This is a genomic window from Mycobacterium sp. MUNTM1, assembly GCF_054660795.1.
Genome location: NZ_BAAGDE010000053.1, coordinates 1 through 18528 on the forward strand (window position 1 = coordinate 1; position 18528 = coordinate 18528).

Sequence of the window (18528 nt, forward strand, 5' to 3'; positions counted from 1 at the left end):
GCCACCGGCACCGCCCGCGGCGCCTCCGCCGCCTCCACCCGAGCCACCAGCGCCGCCCATGGCGCCGGGCTTTGTCAGGCTCGCGCCCTGACGAGAGTGACGGCGCTCGGGCGGCCCCGCGGCCGTTTGTGCGCACGCAATCGAGAGGGGGCGTGTGCGGCGCCGATCGCACTCGGGGGCACTATGAACGCGTGAAACCGTTCCGCATCGACGTTCCCGACGACGTTCTTGACGATCTGCGATCGCGGCTGGCCAGCACGCGTTGGCCCGACGCCGAATGCGTGGACGACTGGAGCCAGGGCGTGCCGCTGGCCTACACCCGCGAACTGGCCCACTACTGGGCCAGCGGCTACGACTGGCGTTCGCGGGAGGCCGCGCTCAACCGCTTCGATCAGTTCACCACCGAAATCGACGGGCTGGACATCCATTTCATACACCAGCGGTCCCCGCATGCCGACGCCTTCCCGCTGGTCATCACGCACGGCTGGCCGGGCTCAATCGTGGAGTTCCACAAGGTGATTGAGCCGTTGACCAACCCCGCGTCGGGGCGCGCCGAGGACGCCTTCCACGTCGTGTGTCCGTCGCTGCCCGGCTACGGCTTCTCGGGCAAGCCCACCCACACCGGCTGGGGCGTGGAAAAAATCGCCGAGGCGTGGGAAACGCTCATGCTGCGCCTGGGCTACGACCGCTACGGCGCCCAGGGCGGCGACTGGGGTGCCGCGGTAACGACGCAGATCGGCCGCAATGTCGGCCACTGCGTGGGCATCCACCTGAACATGCCGGTCGGCCGGCCCACCAAGGACTCGCTGACCAACCCGACCGAGGAGGAGCAACGAGCGCTGGCCGGGTTGGCCAACCACCGCAAGTGGGGCACCGGCTATTCCAAGCAACAGTCCACCCGGCCGCAAACACTGGGCTACGCCCTGGCCGATTCGCCCGTGGGGCAGCTGGCCTGGATCGTCGAAAAGTTCTGGGACTGGGCCGATTGCGATGGGCACCCCGAGAACGCGGTCAGCCGCGACGAGCTGCTCGACAACGTGATGGTCTATTGGGTCACCGACACCGCCGCGTCCTCGGCTCGCCTGTACTGGGAGAGCTTTGCGGTGTGGGGCGGAGGGGACCGCGTCGAATTGCCCACGGGCGTCGCGGCTTTCCCAGGCGAGCTGCTCAAGGCGCCGCGCAGCTGGTGCGAGCCGGTCTACAACATCACCCACTGGACGGACATGCCGCGCGGCGGGCATTTCGCGGCGTTCGAACAACCGGAACTGTTCGTCGAGGACCTGCGCGCGTTCTTCGCGACGGTGCGCTGAGCGATCACCCGGGCGGGGCGAAGAACTCCAGCGCGATGCCGTCGGGGTCGCGGAAACTCAGCCCCGAGCCGTACGGCGCATCGACGATGCCGCCGTGCTCGATGCCCAGTTCGCCCAGCCGGGTGACCCACCGCTCCAGCTCGCCGCGGCTGGCGCAGCCGAAGCCGACGTGGTCGAGGCCGACACGGTGTTCGCTGAACTGTTCGTCGGGCGCCGCCCGGTCGTGCTGATGAATGCCGAATACGGTGCCGCCGTCGAGCATCCACACCTGGTGGTGAAAGCCGGCGTCGGTGTGCTCGTCGAGGATCGGGTCCGCGCCGAGCAGGTTGCGATACCACGGCCCGCTGACTTCGAGGTCACGCACCGTGACCGCGACGTGGTTGAGCGCTGGAAAGGTCATGCCTTGCCACGCTAGTCCGCTTTGCGCGGTTTGCCGACCATCGGGCCGCTCGCCGAATACCCACCGTCCACGGGCAGCGCGGCGCCGGTGACGAAGGATGCCTCGTCGCTGGCGAGAAACAATGCGGCGGCGGCTAATTCGGCGGGTTCGCCCCACCGCGCCATCGGCGTCGGCAGGTAACCGCCGGGCGGCACGTCGTCGTCGGGCTTGGCCCCGGCCAGGCCGGTGTAGGTCATGCCTGGGCAGATCGCGTTGATGCGCACGTTCGTCTTGGCGTAATCCAGCGCGGCGGATTTCGTCATCTGCACCACCGCGGCCTTGGCTGCGGCGTAGCAGGACAACCCCTTCCAGCCGACCAGCCCGGACGCCGACGCGGTGTTGACGATGGCGCCGCCGCCCGCCTCGAGCATCGCGGGGATGGCGTATTTCATGCCGAGGAACACGCCTTTGAGATTGATCGCCACGATCTTGTCGAACATATCTTCGTCGGTGTCGGCCAGGGCCGCGTGCGGCCCACCGAATCCCGCGTTGTTCAGCAGCACATCCAGCCGGCCGAAGCGGTCGACGGCGGTGGCGACCATGCGCTGGACATCGGCGGCGTCGGTGACGTCGACGTGCACCGGCAACGCGACATCGCCGAGCCGGGCGGCGATCTCGCGCTCCTGCCCGCTGACGTCGGCGCACACGACGCGGGCTCCCTCGTCGGCGAACCGGCGCGCCGCCGCCCACCCGATACCGGAACCCGCACCGGTGATGATGGCGACCTTGCCCGCCAGACGATCCTGCGCCATCTAGACGATCCGCCGGCCCTGCCGCGCGCGGGATCGCATGTCCCACAAATAGAGCCGGTAACCGAAGATCCAGGCTCGGTGCGGGATCAGCCGGTCGGCCAGCCGCAGCGCGGTCAGCAACCAGTCGAAGCGGCGCTGCTGGCTTGCCGACCAGTCCAGCCGCATCAACTCCCGGAACTCGGGAGCCAAAAACCCGGTGGTCGCGAACAGGTTGAACTGCCCCGCCAGCACCCGCAATGGCCACGGCAGGAAGGCCAATGACGCCACGCCGTGCAGGTGCTCGCGCACCGGAGGGTCGATGCGCAGCTCGTCGAGGGAGCGTTTCCAGTACTCGTCGAACGCGGCCCGATCCGGCGGCCACATCCGCTCGGGCACTTGCAGTGTGGTGCCCAGCTTGCTGGCGTCTCGGTAGACCGCGTCGGCCGTCGCGTCATCCAGCGGGCCATGCAGGAATTCGTGCTGGTCGACGAAGTACCGGTACAGGCACGCGGCGACCCACAGTTGCAGCCTGGGGTCGAAAGCGTTGTAGGACACCGGGCTCGACGACGTGGACCGGACCTGCCGGTGGGCGGCGTCGACGGCCGCGCAGATCAGCGCCCGGTCGTACTCGGTCCCGACGGTCGCGGCCGCCAGGTAGGTGCCGGTGGTGCGGGCGCGCTTGAACGGATGCTTGTAGACGTTGCCGCTGTCCACCGGGCTTTCCAGCACGCCATAGCCGACACCGGGCAACGACAGCTGCATGATGACGTTCGCGGCGGGCAACAACGTCGCCGCTGGGTTCAGCAGGTCGGCGATCCGGGTCGCGGGCCGCTTCACCGCGGACCTCGACTGCTGGGCCTCATGCCTTCGAGTAGACCATCGCCGGATCGGCACGATCAATGATCTCGGCGAGATATCCGCCCGAGAATGGGGCGGATCAGCACCTGGCCGAGGCGCGTGCGAGGGTGTGAGACGCTGCCGAGGTGGTTGCGAGGCGGACCCGGGTCGCGGGCGTGGCGATCGGCTATCTGGCCGACCGCGCGCTGGGCGACCCGCGCCGGGGTCACCCGGTCGCGCTGTTCGGCCGGGCCGCGGCCGCGCTGGAGAACCTGACCTATCGCGACAGCCGGACCGCCGGGGCGGCCCACGCCGGCGCGCTGATCGGGGCGCTGGGCCTGCTGGGCCTGGCGGCGCGACGGGCTGCGGCACGGCGCGGCCGGGTGTGGTCGATCGCGGCGACCGGCGCGGCCACCTGGGTCGCGCTGGGCGGAACCTCGCTGGCGCGCACCGGCCTGGAGATGTCGGAGCTGTTGGAGCGCGGCGACGTCGACGCCGCGCGCGGGCTGCTGCCGTCGCTGTGTGGGCGCGACCCGGCGTCGCTGGACGAACAGGGCCTGGCGCGCGCGGCACTGGAATCGATCGCCGAGAACACCTCCGACGCCCAGGTGGCGCCGCTGCTGTGGGCGGCGGCGGGCGGCGCGCCCGCGGTGCTGGTGTATCGCGGCATCAACACGCTGGACTCGATGGTGGGTTATCGCTCACCGCGCTACCTCCGATTCGGTTGGGCCGCAGCGCGATTGGATGACATCGCCAACTACGTCGCCGCCCGGGTGACCGCGGTGCTCACTGTGCTGCTGGCGCCCCTGGTCGCCGGATCGCCGTCGGGCGCGGCGCGGGCCTGGCGCCGCGATGCCGCGCGCCATCCCAGCCCCAACGCCGGCGTCGTCGAGGCCGCCTTCGCCGGGGCGCTGGGCGTGCGCCTGGGCGGGCCCACGCAATACCGCCACGAGCTGCAGATCCGGCCCACGCTCGGCGACGGCCGGGCGCCGGCGGTGACCGACCTGCGGCGCGCGGTGGCGCTGTCGTCGCTGGTGCAGGCCGGCGCCGCGGTGTCGGCGGCGCTGATGGTGTGCCTGTCGGGTTACCGCCGGCGACCGTAGCGGTCGGCGAGTTTGGCCTCCACGGACTGCGGCGCTGCGGGCGCCTCGGGGGTGGGTGCCGCCTCGGGCGACGGCCGGTGCTGCTTCTCCTGTCGGCGGGCGCGGATCTCCGAGTAGGCGAAATAGCCCAACCCGATCGGGGCGAGGATGCCGAACGCGATCCACTGGATGCCGTAGGACAGGAACGGGCCGGCGTCCAGTTGCGGCACCCCGACCACGCCGAGGCCGCCGGGCTGACCATCGATCAGTTGCAGATAGGACCCGGCCAGCGGGACCTTGGTCAGCACCGCCACCTGTTCGGTGTCGATCGAATACACCTGCTGCACACCGTCTCCCACGAACGGATCCTTGTTCACCGCGGCGCTCTCGGAGTTGCGCAGCCGCGCCGTGATGGTCACCGTCTGCGTCGGGGGGCGGGGGATGGGCGGGACATGGGACCCCTCCAGTGGCCGCACGTAGCCGCGGTCGACCAGGACGGTCGGTCCGCCGTCGACGACGAATGGCGCCAGCACCTCGAACGCCGGCTTCGAATCGATCACCCGCAACCGGGCCAGCACCTGCACGTCGGGCAGGTAGTGCCCGGTGGCGGTGACCTGGCGCCACTGGGCGCCGGGAGCCGCCGAATTCTGCTGCGGCAGCAGCGTTTTCAGCGGGACGGGTGCGGTGTTGAGCGACGATTCGATCTGGCGGTTCTCCTGCGAGGTCCTGCTGTGCTTGCCGAGCTGCCAGGGCGCGAGCACCGTGAAGCACAGGTAGGCGAAGGCGGCGACCACCAGGGCCAGCACGATCCAGCCGGGGCGCAGCGGAAAGGGCAGGCGACGCATCAACCGGATCCGTTCTGCGCGAGCCGCTCGTCGACCCAGTCGTGCAGGCCCGGCAGCGCGGCCTCGATGACCGTGTACACGCGCTCGAAGTCCCCGGTGTCGCCGTAGTACGGGTCGTCGACGTCGGGGGTGTGCGCGCCGGTACGCGGATCGAAGGACCGCAGCATCCGGACGCGGTCCTCATCGGCGCCCAGGTGCCGCAGCATCCGGGCGTGGTTGCGGTCGAGGGCCACCACCAGGTCGGCGCCCAGGTGTTCGGCATCGACCTGGGCGGCCCGGTGCTCGGTCGGGTAGCCGTGGGCGCGCAGCACGCCGGCCGCCCGCTCGTCGGCGCACTCACCGACGTGCCAGTTGCCGGTGCCGGCACTGCTCACCCGGACCGCGTCGGCCAGGCCGCGCCGGCGCAGCTGGTCGGCGAACATCTTCTCGGCCATCACCGAACGGCAGATGTTGCCGGTGCACACGAACGTGACGTGCAACGGTTCGTTCGTCGCGGCCTCAGACACCCAGCGCCCTCCGCAACTCGTCGATGGTCGCGGCGTGCGTCACGCCGGATTCGGCCGCGCTTTCGGCGGCGCGGTCGGGAAAGTCGGCCTCGCCGTAGCCCCAGCCGACCACCACGGTGTCGATGCCGTGGGCGGCCGCGCCGTGCACGTCGTGGCTGCGGTCACCGACCATCAGCACCCGGTCGGGCAGCGGTTCCAGCTGCGCCAGGGCGTGCGCCAGCACCTCGACCTTGGCCTTGCGCGAACCATCCGGGCTGGCGCCGGCGATGACCTCGAAGTGCTGGTCGAGCCCGAAGTGGGCGAGGATGCGCCGCGCCGTCGTCTCGAGCTTGGAGGTGGCCACCGCCAGCCGGACACCGGCGGCGCGCAGGTCGGTCAGCAGCGCCTCGATCCCGTCGAAGAGCGCGTTCATCGCCCAGCCCCGGGCGCCGTACTCGGCGCGAAAGGCCGCGATCGCCTCCTCGGCGTCGTCGCCGAGCTCCATGGCCCGGAAGGTGTCGTCCATCGGCGGGCCCACGATCTGCGCGACGAGGTCACCGGGCGGCACCGGCGCGCCGATGTGCTCGAGCGCGTGCAGGAAGCTGGCGACGATCCCCTCCGCGGAGTCGGTCAGCGTGCCGTCGAGATCGAAGATCACCAGCTGTGCCGCGTCCGGTGCGGTGGCGTCGCGGGGCGCCCGGCGGTCGGCTGACGTTGTGCCTGTCACCTCACCATTGTCCTCGATGGGTATACGCGGGTGTGACGGTGTTGCTCCGCCCGGCCCGCACGGCCCACTAGTGTTTCACGGATGGCGAGTCTGAACCTGAGCCCGCCTGCGGCGCGCTACCACGGCGATCAGGCCGTCGCGCCCGGGATGCTGGATTTCGCCGTCAACGTCCGGCACGGCCAACCACCGGAGTGGCTGCTGCGACGGCTGGCCGAGCGGCTGCCCGACCTGGCGCGCTACCCGAGCCTCCTCGACGTGCACCGGGCGCAGGACGCGGTCGCCGAGCGACACGGCCGGGCCCGCGACGAGGTGCTGCCGCTGGCCGGGGTGGCCGAGGCGTTCGCCCTGCTGAGCAACCTGCGTCCGCGGCGGGCGGCGATCATCGCGCCGGCGTTCACCGAGCCGGCCGTCGCGCTGACCGCGGCCGGGGTGCCGGTGCACCACGTCGTGCTGGAGCCGCCGTTCGGCCTGGCCGGTGCGGCCGTCCCCGACGACGCCGACCTTGTCGTGGTGGGCAACCCGACCAATCCCACCTCGGTGCTGCACACCCGCGACCAACTCCTGGCGCTGCGCCGGCCGGGACGGATCCTGGTGGTCGACGAGGCGTTCGCCGACTCGATCCCCGGCGAGCCGCAATCGCTGGCCGGTGACGCGCTGCCCGACGTGCTGGTGCTGCGCAGCCTGACCAAGACGTGGGCGCTGGCCGGGTTGCGGGTGGGCTACGCGCTGGGTTCCCCGGAGGTGCTGGCGCGGCTGACCGCGCAGCGGGCGCACTGGCCGGTGGGGACGCTGCAACTGACGGCCATCGCGGATTGCTGCGGTCGTCAGGCCGTGGCCGACGCGGCGGCCGGGGCGGCGCGCTTGGCCCGGCTGCGCGCCGAGATGGTGACCGGCCTGGCGTCGGTGGGCGCCGAGGTGGTCGACGGCCGGGCTCCGTTCGTGCTGTTCCGCACGCCCGATGCGGCCCACCTCCGAAAGAGCCTGCAGGACAGGGGAATTGCCCTTCGCCGTTGTGATACCTTCGTTGGCCTGGACGAGCGGTATCTGCGGGCCGCGGTGCGCCGCGAGTGGCCGCAGCTGGTGCAGGCGATTTCGGAAACGAGGCGGCGGTGAGCGTGAAGCTGGCCGACGTCATCGCGGTGCTCGACGAGGCCTACCCACCGCGGCTCGCCGAATCCTGGGATTCGGTGGGCCTGGTGTGCGGCGACCCCGACGACGAGCTCGAGTCGGTGACTATCGCCGTCGACGCGACGCCGGCGGTCGTCGATGAGGTGCCCCCGGCGAGCCTGCTGCTGGCCCATCACCCCCTGCTGCTGCGCGGGGTGTACACCGTGGCGGCCAGCACCCCCAAGGGTGCGCTGGTGCACCGGTTGATCCGGGGCGGGCGCTCGCTGTTCACCGCGCACACCAACGCCGACTCGGCCCGCCCGGGCGTCTCCGATGCGCTGGCCGAGGCGCTGGGACTGACCGTCGAGGCCGCGCTCGAACCGGCATCGGGCGGACCCGACATCGACAAGTGGATCGTCTACGTCCCCGGTGAGAACGCCGAGGAGGTGCGGGCGGCGGTGTTCGCGGCCGGGGCCGGGCATATCGGCGACTATTCGCATTGCAGCTGGACCGTCAGCGGCATCGGGCAGTTCCTGCCGCACGCGGGCGCCTCGCCCGCGGTGGGCAGCGTCGGGAATGTCGAGCGGGTGGCCGAAGACCGGTTCGAGGTCGTCGCGCCCGCGCGTTCCCGGGCTGCGGTGCTGGCCGCGATGCGCGCCGCCCATCCCTACGAGGAGCCGGCGTTCGACATCTTTGCGATGGTGCCCCCGCCGAGCGGCGCCGGATTGGGCCGCATCGCGACGCTGGAGCGCCCGGAACCGTTGCGCGACTTCGTCTCCCGTGTCAACGCGGCGTTGCCGCGCACGTCCTGGGGAGTGCGGGCGGCGGGCGACCCCGACATGCCGGTGTCGCGGGTCGCCGTGTGTGGCGGCGCCGGGGATGCGCTGCTGGCCGCCGCGGCCGGTGCCGGCGTGCAGGCCTACGTCACGGCCGACCTGCGCCACCACCCGGCCGACGAACATCGCCGTGCCTCCGATGTGGCCCTGATCGATGTGGCACATTGGGCAAGTGAATTCCCTTGGTGTGAACAGGCCGCCGGCGTGCTGCGGTCGCGTTTCGGTGCGGAGCTCCCGGTGCGGGTGAGCTCGATACGCACCGACCCTTGGAATGTCGAGCGGGTTGGCAACGAGTCCGGGGGTGACGGGTCATGAAAGCCGAAGTGGCACAGCAGCGTTCGCTGCTCGAACTGTCGAAATTGGATGCCGAGCTGTCCCGCATCACGCACCGGGCCACGCATCTGCCCGAGCAAGAGGCCTGCGAGCGGCTGCAGGTGGAATTCGAGGCCGCCGGTGACCGGTTGGCCACGGTGCGCATCGCGCTGGAGGACATCGACGCCCAGGTGGCGCGGCTCGAGGCCGAGATCGATGCGGTGCGCCAGCGCGAGGACCGCGACCGCGCGCTGCTGCAGTCGGGCGCGACCGACGCCAAGCAGCTGTCGGACCTTCAGCACGAGCTGGAGACCCTGCAGCGTCGGCAGACCAGCCTGGAGGACTCCCTGCTCGAGGTGATGGAGCGTCGTGAGGAGCTGCAATCCCAGCTGGACGGCGAGCAGCAGACCCTCACGTCGCTGGAGGCCGAGATGACCGCCGCGCGTGAGGCGCTCGACGCCGCGGTCGCCGAGATCAGCCAGGCCCGCGAGCTGCAGTCCTCGCGCCGTGACTCGCTGAGCGCCGCGCTCGATCCGGCGCTGTCCGCCCTCTACGAACGTCAGCGGGCCGGGGGAGGGGCCGGCGCCGGGCAGCTGCTGGGGCGCCGGTGTGGGGCCTGCCGGCTCGAGATCGACCGCGGCGAGCTGTCCCGCATCTCGGCGGCCGCCGAAGACGACGTGGTGCGCTGCCCGGAATGCGGCGCAATTCTGTTGCGGGTCAAGGGGTTCGATCAGTGAAAGTCGTCATCGAGGCCGACGGTGGATCGCGCGGCAACCCCGGCCCGGCCGGCTACGGCGCGGTGGTGTGGACCGAGGACCGCACGACCGTGCTGGCGGAGGCCAAGCAGGCCATCGGACGCGCGACCAACAACGTTGCCGAATACCGGGGCCTGATAGCCGGTTTGGACGATGCCCTGAACCTGGGCGCCACCGAGGCGGCGGTGTACCTGGATTCCAAGCTGCTGGTCGAGCAGATGTCCGGACGGTGGAAGGTCAAGCACCCCGACCTGATCGAACTGCACGCCGAAGCCCGAAACCGGGCACGACGGTTCGAGCGGATCAGCTACTCGTGGATCCCGCGAGAGCGCAACACCCACGCCGATCGGCTGGCCAACGAGGCGATGGACGCCGCCGCCGAAGTCAACCACGTGACCGAAAAGCCGGAGCCGGCACAACAATCCGCCCCGGCGGACAAACCCGAGCCCACCCCGTCGGCGCCCGGCTGGACCGGCGCGCGCGGCACCCCGACCCGGCTGCTGTTGCTGCGTCACGGCCAGACCGAGTTGTCGGTGCACCGCCGCTACTCGGGCCGTGGCAACCCGGCGCTCACCGAGGTGGGGCGGCGGCAGGCCGATGCGGCGGCGCGCTATCTGGCCCAGCGCGGCGGCATTTCAGCGGTGTTCGCCTCGCCGTTGCAACGGGCGTACGACACCGCGGCGGCCGCGGCCAAGGCACTGGGCCTGGACGTCACCGTCGACGACGACCTGATCGAGACCGACTTCGGGGCCTGGGAGGGGCTGACGTTCGGCGAGGCCGCCGAGCGCGACCCCGAACTGCACGGCCGCTGGCTGCGCGACACCAGCGCCGCGCCGCCCGACGGGGAGAGCTTCGACGTGGTGGCCGAGCGGGTGGCGAGGGTTCGTGACCGGATCGTCGCCGCACACCAGGGCACCACGGTGCTGTTGGTGTCGCACGTGACACCCATCAAGATGCTGCTGCGCGAGGCGCTGGACGCCGGGCCCGGCGTCCTGTACCGCCTGCACCTCGACCTGGCGTCGCTGAGCATCGCCGAGTTCTATTCCGACGGAGCGTCTTCGGTGCGCTTGGTCAACCAGACAGCGTATCTGTAAACGTCATTCCTGCTCTTGGTTGAGTCGGGGAATCAAGCCGCCGGCCAACACATCCTTGACTTGTCGCGGCGAGAGTCGATGCCGGACCGCGAATGACGATTCCTTGCCGACGTTGTCGACCTGCAGGACATCCTCATCGTCGATCGCGTGCAGGTGCTGAATGCGCAGGGTGTCGTCCTGGTCGATCGAGTCGTAGTCGTCGGGATTCTCGAACTCGAGCGCCAAAATCCCGTAGTTGGCCAGGTTTTGCCAGTGGATGCGTGCGAAGGACTTCGCGATGACGACCCGCAACCCGAGGTAGCGCGGTGCGATCGCGGCGTGCTCACGCGAGGAGCCTTGGCCGTAGTTGTCCCCGGCAACAATGATGTGCCCGCCGTCGCCGGCCTGTTGAGCCCGCTCGGGGTAGGAGTCGTCGACCCGGGTGAAGCTGAACATCGCGAGCTTGGGGATGTTGGACCGAAGCGGAAGAGCCTGCACGCCGGCCGGTGAGATTTCGTCGGTGGAGATGTTGTCGCCGACCTTGAGCAGCACCGGCGCCTCGAGTTCGTCTGGCAGCGGGGATAACTCGGGCAGGCTGGAGATGTTGGGTCCCTTCACCGGTTCGACGCGTTGCGCCTCCTCCGCGTCCAGCGGAGGGACCAGCATCGCCGTGTTGACGCAGTTGCGCTCGGGTAGATCCAGTTTCGGATACTCCATCCGCTCCTCTTTGGCCCAGTCCCGCGGATCGGTGATCACTCCGGTCAGCGCCGACGCCGCAGCGGTCTCGGGCGAGCACAGCCAGACCGCGTCCTCCTTCGTCCCGGACCGGCCGGGGAAGTTGCGCGGCATCGTGCGCAGCGAGTTGCGGCCGACCGCGGGAGCCTGGCCCATGCCGATGCACCCCATGCAGCCCGCCTGGTGGATGCGCGCGCCGGCCACCACCAGATCCAGCGTGGCGCCCATCTTGGTCAGGTCGGCCAGGATCTCGCGCGACGTCGGATTGATGTCGAAGCTGACCTGCGGGGCCGTCTGGCGTCCCGCCACCATCGCGGCCGCGATCGCGAAATCCCGCAGCCCGGGATTGGCGCTGGACCCGATCACGGTCTGAGCGATCTCCTCGCCGGCCACCTCGCGAACGGGCACCACGTTGCCCGGCGACGACGGCTTGGCGATCAACGGCTCGATCTGCGACAGGTCGATGGTCTCCTCGACGTCATACGCCGCGTCGTCATCGGCCAGCAACTCCATCCAGTCGTCCTCGCGCTCCTCGGCGCGCAGGAATTCGCGCACGGCTTCGTCGCTGGGAAACACCGTCGTGGTGGCGCCGAGTTCGGCCCCCATGTTGGCGATGACGTGGCGGTCCATCGCGGTCAGCGTCCGCACGCCGGGGCCGTGGTACTCGATGATCCGGTTCACCCCGCCCTTGACGTCGTGGCGCCGCAACATCTCCAGGATCACGTCTTTGGCCGAACACCACGGGGGCAGCTCACCGTCGAGTCGCACGCCCCACACCTCGGGCATGCGAATGTGCAGTGGCCGCCCCGTGATCGCGAGCGCCACCTCGAGCCCGCCGACGCCGATCGCGAGCATGCCCAGCGATCCCGCCGCCGGAGTGTGGGAGTCGGAGCCCACCATCGTCTTGCCGGGGATGCCGAAGCGCTGCATGTGAGTTGGGTGCGAGACGCCGTTGCCCGGTTTGGAGAACCACAGCCCGAAGCGCTGCGCCGCGGTGCGCAGGTACTCGTGATCCTCGGCGTTCTTCTCGTCGCCCTGCAACAGGTTGTGGTCGACGTACTGCACGCTCACCTCGGTGCGGGCGCGATCGAGCCCGAGCGCCTCGAGTTCCTGCATCACCAGCGTGCCGGTCGCATCCTGGGTCAGCGTCTGATCGATGCGGATCGCGATCTCTTCTCCCGGGGACATCTCCCCGGACTCCAGATGCGAGCTGATCAGCTTGTGAGCGACGTTCATGGCCATACCTCGGGTTACCCCGGTACGGCGTGTTCTAGCGCGCTTCGATGGCCGGTGTTCAGCGCGACAGCGTGATGGCGCTTTCCGGACAGTTCCGTTCGGCCGTGACGGCCTGTGATTCCAGCTCGCCGGACACCTCGTCGACGAGCACCAGGCAGTATCCGGCATCGTCGGCGTCGAAGACGTCGGGGGCCAGGGTGTAGCAGCGCCCGTGGCCGCTGCACCGGTCGGGGTCCACGCCGACGTTAGTCATTTGCGCCGCTCCTCATCGCTTCGCTCTGCATCGTCATCGACGCGGCTCATGACACCGGAAAGACCAGCGGCAGCGACTCCACCGAGCGCAGCGCGGCGGTGTAGGTCAGCTCGGTGCCGGGCTTGATCTGGTAATCCGGTATGCGACGGTGGAATTCACGCAGCGCCACCCGGAGTTCCATGCGGGCCAGATGTGAGCCGAGGCAGCGGTGCGGCCCGCCGCCGAAAGCCCGGTGCCGGTTGGGGTTGCGGGTGAAGTCCACCAGCTCCGGGTCGGGGAATTCGGCCGGGTCGGTGTTGGCCGCCCCCAGCAACGGGCTGACCCGCTCGCCCTTGCTGATCGGACACCCGCCCACCTCGACGTCCTGGACGGCCACCCGGGCAACGCCGGGAACCGGTGTCTCCCAACGCAACAACTCCTCGACGGCGCTCGGCAGGACGTCAGGCTGCTCGACGAGTTGATGGCGGTGATCGGGGTGACGCGCCAGGTAGACGAAGAAACAGTCGAGCGAGTCGGTGACCGTGTCCAGCCCGGCGATGAGGAACAGGAAGCAGATGTCGAGCAGCTCCTCGCGCGACAGTGGTTGGCCGGCCTCGTCTTTGAAGTTCGCCGCGATCATCGCGGACAGCACGTCGTCGCGCGGGCTGGCGATGTGGTCGTCGATCGCGCGGTCGAAGTACTCGTAGATCTGTTGGGCCACGCCGGCGGAGCTCTCGTGGCGGCGGTCGTAGCCCGAGTCGCCCGCGGGGCGGATGACGCCGTCCTTCCACACCAGGAATTGGTCGAGGTCGTTCAGCGGCAGGCCGAGCAGCTGCAGAAAGACGGTGCAGGGCAGCGGCACCGCGAACTCGGTGTGGAAGTCGCACTCGCCCCGGCCGGCGAAGCGGTCGATCATCTCGTTGACCAGCTCGGTGACGCGTGGCTCGCGCCGGGCCATCTCCCGCGGAGTGAACAGCGGATCGAGGATCCGCCGGTACTTGGCGTGCTCGGGCGGGTCGATCTGCAGCGGGATCAGCGGCCGCACGTTACCCAGGTCGACCGCATCCATGTTCGACGAGAACAGTTCGGTGTGTTTGAGCGCCAATTCGATGTCGGCCAGGCGGCTGAGAACGACCGCCCGCGGCGACCGGAACACGGGGGCGGTTTCCCGCAGCGCCTTGTACATCGGTTGTGGCTCCGCGAGCCCCGTGACCGTTTGGTCGACGAAACTTTCGGCTTCTGTCATGCGGTCAGCCTGGCACCGACGTGCCTGTTGGGCAATGGTCTACCGCTGGTCAACTATGCAGGTGAAGCCGCTCGCCGTGCGCCCCGAAGATCACGATGGCCTCCACCGGCCCGTCCACCACGCCGAACCAGTGCGGCGTCCACGTCGAGAACTCGACGGCCTGGCCGGGGTCGATGGTGAAGTCCCGGTCGCCCAGGATGAGCCGCATCCGGCCGGAAAGCACATACATCCAGTCCTGGCCCTCGTGCACCGGCAGCTCGTCGGGCGGGGTGCGGCGACGCGCGCTGACCCGGACCTTGAAAGCGTACAGGCCCCCGGCGGGACCCTGGCGGGTCAGCGGCCAATAGGTGACGCCGTGGTGGGTGTGCGCGGTCCCGCGCACCCGAGGGTCGGGGGTGGGCGGCGCCTGCAGCAGCTCGTCGGTGCTGACCGACAGGGCCCGAGCCAGCCTCGGCAGGTGATCCAGTGCCAGCCGGCGTTTCCCGGACTCGAGGCGGCTGAGCGTCGAGACGTCGATGCCGGCGCGCTCGCCGACGTCCTGCAGCGTCAGGCCGCGCTGCACCCGCAGTTCGCGCAGCCGCCGGCGCACCAGGAGGTCGATGTCCGGGGCGGTATTTGCCGGCATAGCAATTCAGCTTGGCAAAACTGTACCGGGTAGGCAAGCTCGCGGTGTGGACAATTCATGCAAACCCGATGATGCCCAGCGCTTCTGGGAGGAGCGCTACCGCTCGGTGGAGCGAGCGTGGAGCGGACGGGTCAATCCCCGCCTGGCCGAGGTGGCCGCCGGCCTGCCGGCCGGCCGCGCGCTCGACCTGGGCTGCGGGGAGGGCGCCGACGCGTTGTGGCTGGCCGAGCGCGGCTGGCGGGTGGTGGCCGTCGACATCTCGGCCACCGCGCTGCAGCGCGCCACCGAGGCCGCATCGGCACGGAACATGCTCGCACACATCGATTTTCAGCGCCACGACCTCAACGAGAGCTTCCCCGACGGGTCCTTCGACCTGGTGTCCGCGCAGTATCTGCACTCCCCGGCGCGGCTGGAACGCGACGGGGTGCTGCAGCGGGCGGCCGAGCGGGTGGATCGCGGTGGGGTGCTGGTGATCGTCGACCACGGGGCACCCCCGCCCTGGGCGGATCATCACGATCACCACTTCGCCGGCATCGACGAGGTCCTCGACTCGCTGCGCCTAAAGGCGCCGCGGTGGACGCGGGTGAGGACCGAGGCCGTCGAGCGCGAAATGGTAAGCCCGAACGGCGAAGTCGGAACGATGGCCGACAACATCATGGTGTTGCGGCGAGCGGGATAGCCCCCTATGCCGCGTCGTGAAAGATCAACCCCATCGCGTAGCGCTCACCGGAACGAACGACCGAGACACCGTGGCGCACGGGCGCCGCGGCCCACCCGCGGGCCGAGGGCACCGGTCGCTCCCGGGTGGTGAAGACATACCCGTGTCCCTGCGGCAGTTGCGTTGCCATGCCCCGTGATTGGGCCCGCAGCCGTTGTTCGACGAGCAGGAATTCGCCGCCGGTGTAGTCGGACCCGGGGTTGCTCAGGTTGATGACGACCTGGAGCGGGAAAACCAAGTCACCGTACAGATCCCGGTGCAACGCGTTCCAGTCGCCCGCACCGTATTTCAGCATCAGGGCGGTCGACCTGCTCTGACCGGCGGCATGACAGGCCGCCAGCCAATCGTCGAGGCGGTCCGGCCAGGGTGCGTCGCGGCGGAGCTTGCCCCACCAATCGCGCGCTATCGGCAGCAGCCGGGGATAGAGGGCCTGCTTGAGCTCTTCGATCGGTTCGGGATAGGGCGCATGGAAATAGCGGTATTGCCCGGCGCCATAGCGTTTGGGCGCCATGTCGATGGTCGACCGGAACAGGCCGTCGTCGGCGCAGAGCCTGCGCAGCCGGGCCGCTTCACCCGGCGTGATCAGCCGCGGCAGCAGCGCACCACCGTACTCGCCGACCGCGGCGGCGATGGCGTCCCAATCGCCGGAGTCGACACGCGTTTGCCATCGGTCCATCAGGTCCACGATAGAGCCGCGCGAGCAATCGTTGCTGGCACCGGAATGCCGCAGGTAGTACCGTGGATCGTCGCGGACGAGTTGGCCGGGCGGCCGCGGACCGCCGCAAGGCGGTTCGAGGAAAGTCCGGACTTCACAGAGCAGGGTGATTGCTAACGGCAATCCGAGGTGACTCGCGGGAAAGTGCCACAGAAAACAGACCGCCACCCTCGCGGTGGTAAGGGTGAAACGGTGCGGTAAGAGCGCACCAGCATCCCGGGTGACCGGGGTGGCTAGGCAAACCCCACCCGAAGCAAGGCCAAGAAGGCCGCACCTATGGTGTGGCCGCGCAGGCGTTCGAGGGCTGCTCGCCCGAGCCTGCGGGTAGGCCGCTCGAGGCACCCGGTGACGGTGTGTCCAGATGGATGGTCGCCGCCGCGCCGCCGTTGCTTATGCGCGGCGGCGGGGAACAGAATCCGGCTTACAGGCCAACTCGTCCGCCTTCTAATGCCCCGCCTTGCGGACGGCCCTGGCGAGTTCGCGCAGGGTGTCGTCGAGTGCGTCGCGGCAGCGGTCGGCGAGGTCGGCCTCCCGCTGATACAGCAGCCCGTAGGTGAAGGTGTCCTCGCCGGCGGCGTGGGCGATCTCGGCCTCCTGACGCAGATGCTCGCGGCTGACGACGCTGTCTTGGTGGTCACCGAGCAGCGACTGGACCGCCTTGGCCTGTTCGGACACCTTCGCGGCGCCGGTAGCGGAGGCGGTGTAGCGAAGACGCTTGGCGCGCTTGCGGATCCGATGGATCGCCTCGTCGCGTTGGTGGTGGTCGTCCGGGTGCTCGCGGTCGACCTGGGCGGCGGCTTTCTGAGCCTTGCGCACCTTCTTGTAGGCGGCCTCGATGGTCACCGGCGCCTGTTCCTCGGCCGTGGCGACGCCCGGCGTCGCGGCCGCTATCAGGTCGAGGGAGTCCAGCAGGCGGAAGTACCGCTGCGAGCGCATCGCGATCAACGACCGGCGCAGCCCGGTCTGGTAGCGCCGCTGGGCCCCCCCGACCAGGCGTTCGCGCACCGGTCCGCGCACCAATTCCGGTGCGAGCCCGTCCAAGTCGCGTTCGTATCGCTCGGCGAGCACCTCGGCGTCGCGCGCCACGCCCAGAATCCCGGCGAGCTCACGCAGCTCGTCCAGCACCCACCCCTCCTCGGGCAGCCCGAACGACTCCTGGTAATCCCGCAGCAGGCTGCGCAGCTTGCGGGTGGTCACCCGCATCTGGTGGATGGAGTCGTAGGCGTCGGCGCGTACCGCGCGATCCCACACCACCAGCTCGCGGACCTGCTCGGCGATCGCGCGCTGCAGCGGGTCTTCGGGCGGCGTGGCGCCGTTGGGCGGCGTGCCGAGCACCCGCGCCAGCTTGGAGCCGTGACCCGCCGGCGCGGCCCCGGCGTCCAGCAGCCGGTTGCTCAACCGGCTCAGCAGCTCGGCGCCGGCCGTCCCGTTGGACAGCCCACTCGCCTCGAGGAGCTCCAATTCCCATTCGCGCCATTCCTGTTCGGTCGGCGAGTCGGTGTCCTCGGATCCCCGCGTCGACCACGCGGTGACATGGTCGTTGCTGAACTCGGCCAGAGCGGTGCCCGCGGCGTCGTACAGCACCTGGCTCTCGCGCCGGGTGGTGATGCGCGCGACGGGCTGCAGCGGGCGGTCGCGGACGATCGCCAGCACCACGTCCGTCAACTCGTTGGGCACGGAGTCGTTTCCGTCCGATGCGTCCAGCGGTAGGCGGACCTCGGTGCGGGCGTCGGGACCGGACGGCAGCTTCAGGTGCCATCCCGCGTCGGAGCCACCGGTGCGGCGGCGCAGCGTGATCTTGTTGCGCGCCAAATCGTGGATGGGCGTGTCGAAGTACGTCGCATCGAGGGTTTGCGCCGGTGACTTCTCGACGTGCGCGACCGCGGCGATCCCCTCGAACGAGGGCGACACGGTGGATTCGACTACATCGAACTTGCGCTCGACCTCGAGATGACGCGAGGGCGCTTTTGCAGGCATCTTCGGCTCCATTGAGGGCGCGTTGGGCGCGTCGCCGCGGCCGTGAACGGATTGGATGGGAAATGAGCACCCATAGCCTGCCACACCGAAGCGACGAGGCCGCCGCGGATCGGCCGGCGAGTGAAGCGCCCGTTGCGGCCGCGCTCAGGGCGGCGGGGGAGCAGGCGGCGCGTCGTCCTCGGGCAGTGGCGCGTAAGCGGCCGGCGGCGGGACGTAGCGTTCGATGTTGTCGGCGATGTTGGTGCACCCGCTGACCGAGATGCGCCGGCCCGCGCCCACACACACGGTAGCCTCCGCCCGGTCGGCGGAATGCGCGGCAACCACGATTGCGGGGTTTACGGCCAAGCCCGAGAACACCAGAATTACGGCAAACCAGCGGCGCCGAATCATCTGCGGCCTCCTTCCTGCCACCCCTAACGCATTCTGCCGCCGCGGCCCGACCGACGGGCCGAGATCGAAGAATGGCTCCAGTTTCCGTTGCCGGTGATTAACGCATGCGCGCCGA

General features: G+C 69.9%; 20 protein-coding genes and 1 other RNA gene. 8 read left to right on the forward strand and 13 right to left on the reverse strand.

Annotation, left to right across the window (positions count from 1 at the left end; all coding sequences use genetic code 11):
• Positions 1-191: 191 nt before the first annotated feature.
• Positions 192-1310 carry an epoxide hydrolase family protein gene (locus tag ACYQ8K_RS23885; protein WP_459972886.1) on the forward strand — a complete coding sequence of 373 codons (1119 nt, stop codon included), beginning with the start codon at positions 192-194 and terminating at the stop codon, positions 1308-1310.
• A gap of 4 nt (positions 1311-1314) precedes the next feature.
• Here the strand turns inward: ACYQ8K_RS23885 and ACYQ8K_RS23890 are convergent, their stop codons facing one another.
• The 3 genes from ACYQ8K_RS23890 to ACYQ8K_RS23900 are packed head-to-tail and all read right to left on the reverse strand — an operon-like array spanning position 1315 to position 3317.
• Positions 1315-1710, reverse strand: coding sequence for a VOC family protein (locus ACYQ8K_RS23890; RefSeq protein WP_459972888.1), 396 nt, complete (start codon positions 1708-1710; stop codon positions 1315-1317).
• Positions 1711-1721: 11 nt separating this feature from the next.
• Complete coding sequence (locus ACYQ8K_RS23895) at positions 1722-2501, reverse strand: SDR family NAD(P)-dependent oxidoreductase (protein ID WP_459972890.1); 780 nt, start codon at positions 2499-2501, stop codon at positions 1722-1724.
• Positions 2502-3317, reverse strand: coding sequence for an oxygenase MpaB family protein (locus tag ACYQ8K_RS23900; RefSeq protein ID WP_459972892.1), 816 nt, complete (start codon positions 3315-3317; stop codon positions 2502-2504). It lies immediately after the preceding gene.
• Positions 3318-3463: 146 nt separating this feature from the next.
• Between ACYQ8K_RS23900 and ACYQ8K_RS23905 the strand changes: the two genes are divergently transcribed.
• On the forward strand, positions 3464-4420 hold the full coding sequence (locus ACYQ8K_RS23905; RefSeq protein WP_459972894.1) for a cobalamin biosynthesis protein: 957 nt from the start codon (positions 3464-3466) through the stop codon (positions 4418-4420).
• Here ACYQ8K_RS23905 and ACYQ8K_RS23910 read toward each other — a convergent pair.
• Genes ACYQ8K_RS23910 through ACYQ8K_RS23920 form a run of 3 tightly spaced genes read right to left on the reverse strand, consistent with a single transcriptional unit; the run spans position 4402 to position 6456 of the window.
• Positions 4402-5244 (reverse strand): SURF1 family cytochrome oxidase biogenesis protein, encoded by an 843-nt coding sequence (locus ACYQ8K_RS23910; RefSeq protein ID WP_459972895.1) that lies wholly within the window; start codon positions 5242-5244, stop codon positions 4402-4404. The genes ACYQ8K_RS23905 and ACYQ8K_RS23910 overlap by 19 nt on opposite strands.
• Positions 5244-5750 carry a low molecular weight protein-tyrosine-phosphatase gene (locus tag ACYQ8K_RS23915; RefSeq protein WP_459972897.1) on the reverse strand — a complete coding sequence of 169 codons (507 nt, stop codon included), beginning with the start codon at positions 5748-5750 and terminating at the stop codon, positions 5244-5246. The genes ACYQ8K_RS23910 and ACYQ8K_RS23915 overlap by 1 nt, the downstream gene beginning before the upstream one ends.
• Positions 5743-6456, reverse strand: a complete 714-nt coding sequence (locus tag ACYQ8K_RS23920) for an HAD-IA family hydrolase (protein WP_459972899.1) — start codon at positions 6454-6456, stop codon at positions 5743-5745. Before ACYQ8K_RS23920 ends, ACYQ8K_RS23915 begins: the two co-directional genes overlap by 8 nt.
• Before the next feature lie 81 nt (positions 6457-6537).
• On the opposite strand from ACYQ8K_RS23920, the gene cobC reads away from it, so the two are divergent.
• Genes cobC through ACYQ8K_RS23940 form a run of 4 tightly spaced genes read left to right on the forward strand, consistent with a single transcriptional unit; the run spans position 6538 to position 10560 of the window.
• Complete coding sequence (cobC, locus tag ACYQ8K_RS23925) at positions 6538-7569, forward strand: Rv2231c family pyridoxal phosphate-dependent protein CobC (RefSeq protein ID WP_459972901.1); 1032 nt, start codon at positions 6538-6540, stop codon at positions 7567-7569.
• Entirely contained in the window at positions 7566-8714 is a 1149-nt protein-coding gene (locus ACYQ8K_RS23930) for a Nif3-like dinuclear metal center hexameric protein (protein ID WP_459972903.1), read from the forward strand. Before cobC ends, ACYQ8K_RS23930 begins: the two co-directional genes overlap by 4 nt.
• Positions 8711-9448 (forward strand): zinc ribbon domain-containing protein, encoded by a 738-nt coding sequence (locus ACYQ8K_RS23935; protein WP_459972905.1) that lies wholly within the window; start codon positions 8711-8713, stop codon positions 9446-9448. Before ACYQ8K_RS23930 ends, ACYQ8K_RS23935 begins: the two co-directional genes overlap by 4 nt.
• Complete coding sequence (locus ACYQ8K_RS23940) at positions 9445-10560, forward strand: bifunctional RNase H/acid phosphatase (RefSeq protein WP_459972907.1); 1116 nt, start codon at positions 9445-9447, stop codon at positions 10558-10560. The genes ACYQ8K_RS23935 and ACYQ8K_RS23940 overlap by 4 nt, the downstream gene beginning before the upstream one ends.
• A gap of 3 nt (positions 10561-10563) precedes the next feature.
• Here the strand turns inward: ACYQ8K_RS23940 and ACYQ8K_RS23945 are convergent, their stop codons facing one another.
• Genes ACYQ8K_RS23945 through ACYQ8K_RS23960 form a run of 4 tightly spaced genes read right to left on the reverse strand, consistent with a single transcriptional unit; the run spans position 10564 to position 14613 of the window.
• Positions 10564-12516 (reverse strand): aconitate hydratase, encoded by a 1953-nt coding sequence (locus ACYQ8K_RS23945; protein ID WP_459972909.1) that lies wholly within the window; start codon positions 12514-12516, stop codon positions 10564-10566.
• Between the two features lie 52 nt (positions 12517-12568).
• Positions 12569-12763 carry a ferredoxin gene (locus tag ACYQ8K_RS23950; RefSeq protein ID WP_459972910.1) on the reverse strand — a complete coding sequence of 65 codons (195 nt, stop codon included), beginning with the start codon at positions 12761-12763 and terminating at the stop codon, positions 12569-12571.
• Between the two features lie 46 nt (positions 12764-12809).
• Positions 12810-13988, reverse strand: a complete 1179-nt coding sequence (locus ACYQ8K_RS23955) for a cytochrome P450 (protein ID WP_459972912.1) — start codon at positions 13986-13988, stop codon at positions 12810-12812.
• 49 nt (positions 13989-14037) lie between these two features.
• On the reverse strand, positions 14038-14613 hold the full coding sequence (locus ACYQ8K_RS23960; protein ID WP_459972914.1) for a helix-turn-helix domain-containing protein: 576 nt from the start codon (positions 14611-14613) through the stop codon (positions 14038-14040).
• Between the two features lie 46 nt (positions 14614-14659).
• Here ACYQ8K_RS23960 and ACYQ8K_RS23965 point away from each other — a divergent pair, with 46 nt between their 5' ends.
• A complete protein-coding gene (locus ACYQ8K_RS23965) occupies positions 14660-15292 on the forward strand; it encodes a class I SAM-dependent methyltransferase (protein WP_459972916.1) in 633 nt (210 codons plus the stop codon).
• A 4-nt stretch (positions 15293-15296) separates the two neighbouring features.
• Here the strand turns inward: ACYQ8K_RS23965 and ACYQ8K_RS23970 are convergent, their stop codons facing one another.
• Entirely contained in the window at positions 15297-16007 is a 711-nt protein-coding gene (locus ACYQ8K_RS23970) for a 2OG-Fe(II) oxygenase (protein WP_459972918.1), read from the reverse strand.
• A 77-nt stretch (positions 16008-16084) separates the two neighbouring features.
• Between ACYQ8K_RS23970 and rnpB the strand changes: the two genes are divergently transcribed.
• Positions 16085-16486, forward strand: an RNA gene (rnpB, locus tag ACYQ8K_RS23975) — RNase P RNA component class A.
• Between the two features lie 4 nt (positions 16487-16490).
• Here the strand turns inward: rnpB and ACYQ8K_RS23980 are convergent.
• Positions 16491-18023: a CYTH and CHAD domain-containing protein gene (locus tag ACYQ8K_RS23980; RefSeq protein WP_459972919.1), complete on the reverse strand. Its 1533-nt coding sequence runs from the start codon at positions 18021-18023 to the stop codon at positions 16491-16493.
• A 144-nt stretch (positions 18024-18167) separates the two neighbouring features.
• Positions 18168-18413, reverse strand: coding sequence for a hypothetical protein (locus tag ACYQ8K_RS23985; protein WP_459972921.1), 246 nt, complete (start codon positions 18411-18413; stop codon positions 18168-18170).
• Positions 18414-18528: the final 115 nt, after the last annotated feature.

Coding starts and splice junctions, on each gene's coding strand:
- ACYQ8K_RS23910 (WP_459972895.1), bottom strand. CDS start 5,244: ATGCGTCGCCTGCCCTTTCCGCTGCGCCCCGGCTGGATCGTGCTGGCC.
- ACYQ8K_RS23935 (WP_459972905.1), top strand. CDS start 8,711: ATGAAAGCCGAAGTGGCACAGCAGCGTTCGCTGCTCGAACTGTCGAAA.
- ACYQ8K_RS23945 (WP_459972909.1), bottom strand. CDS start 12,516: ATGGCCATGAACGTCGCTCACAAGCTGATCAGCTCGCATCTGGAGTCC.
- ACYQ8K_RS23895 (WP_459972890.1), bottom strand. CDS start 2,501: ATGGCGCAGGATCGTCTGGCGGGCAAGGTCGCCATCATCACCGGTGCG.
- ACYQ8K_RS23890 (WP_459972888.1), bottom strand. CDS start 1,710: ATGACCTTTCCAGCGCTCAACCACGTCGCGGTCACGGTGCGTGACCTC.
- ACYQ8K_RS23980 (WP_459972919.1), bottom strand. CDS start 18,023: ATGCCTGCAAAAGCGCCCTCGCGTCATCTCGAGGTCGAGCGCAAGTTC.
- ACYQ8K_RS23970 (WP_459972918.1), bottom strand. CDS start 16,007: ATGGACCGATGGCAAACGCGTGTCGACTCCGGCGATTGGGACGCCATC.
- ACYQ8K_RS23960 (WP_459972914.1), bottom strand. CDS start 14,613: ATGCCGGCAAATACCGCCCCGGACATCGACCTCCTGGTGCGCCGGCGG.
- ACYQ8K_RS23950 (WP_459972910.1), bottom strand. CDS start 12,763: ATGACTAACGTCGGCGTGGACCCCGACCGGTGCAGCGGCCACGGGCGC.
- ACYQ8K_RS23955 (WP_459972912.1), bottom strand. CDS start 13,988: ATGACAGAAGCCGAAAGTTTCGTCGACCAAACGGTCACGGGGCTCGCG.
- ACYQ8K_RS23985 (WP_459972921.1), bottom strand. CDS start 18,413: ATGATTCGGCGCCGCTGGTTTGCCGTAATTCTGGTGTTCTCGGGCTTG.
- cobC (WP_459972901.1), top strand. CDS start 6,538: ATGGCGAGTCTGAACCTGAGCCCGCCTGCGGCGCGCTACCACGGCGAT.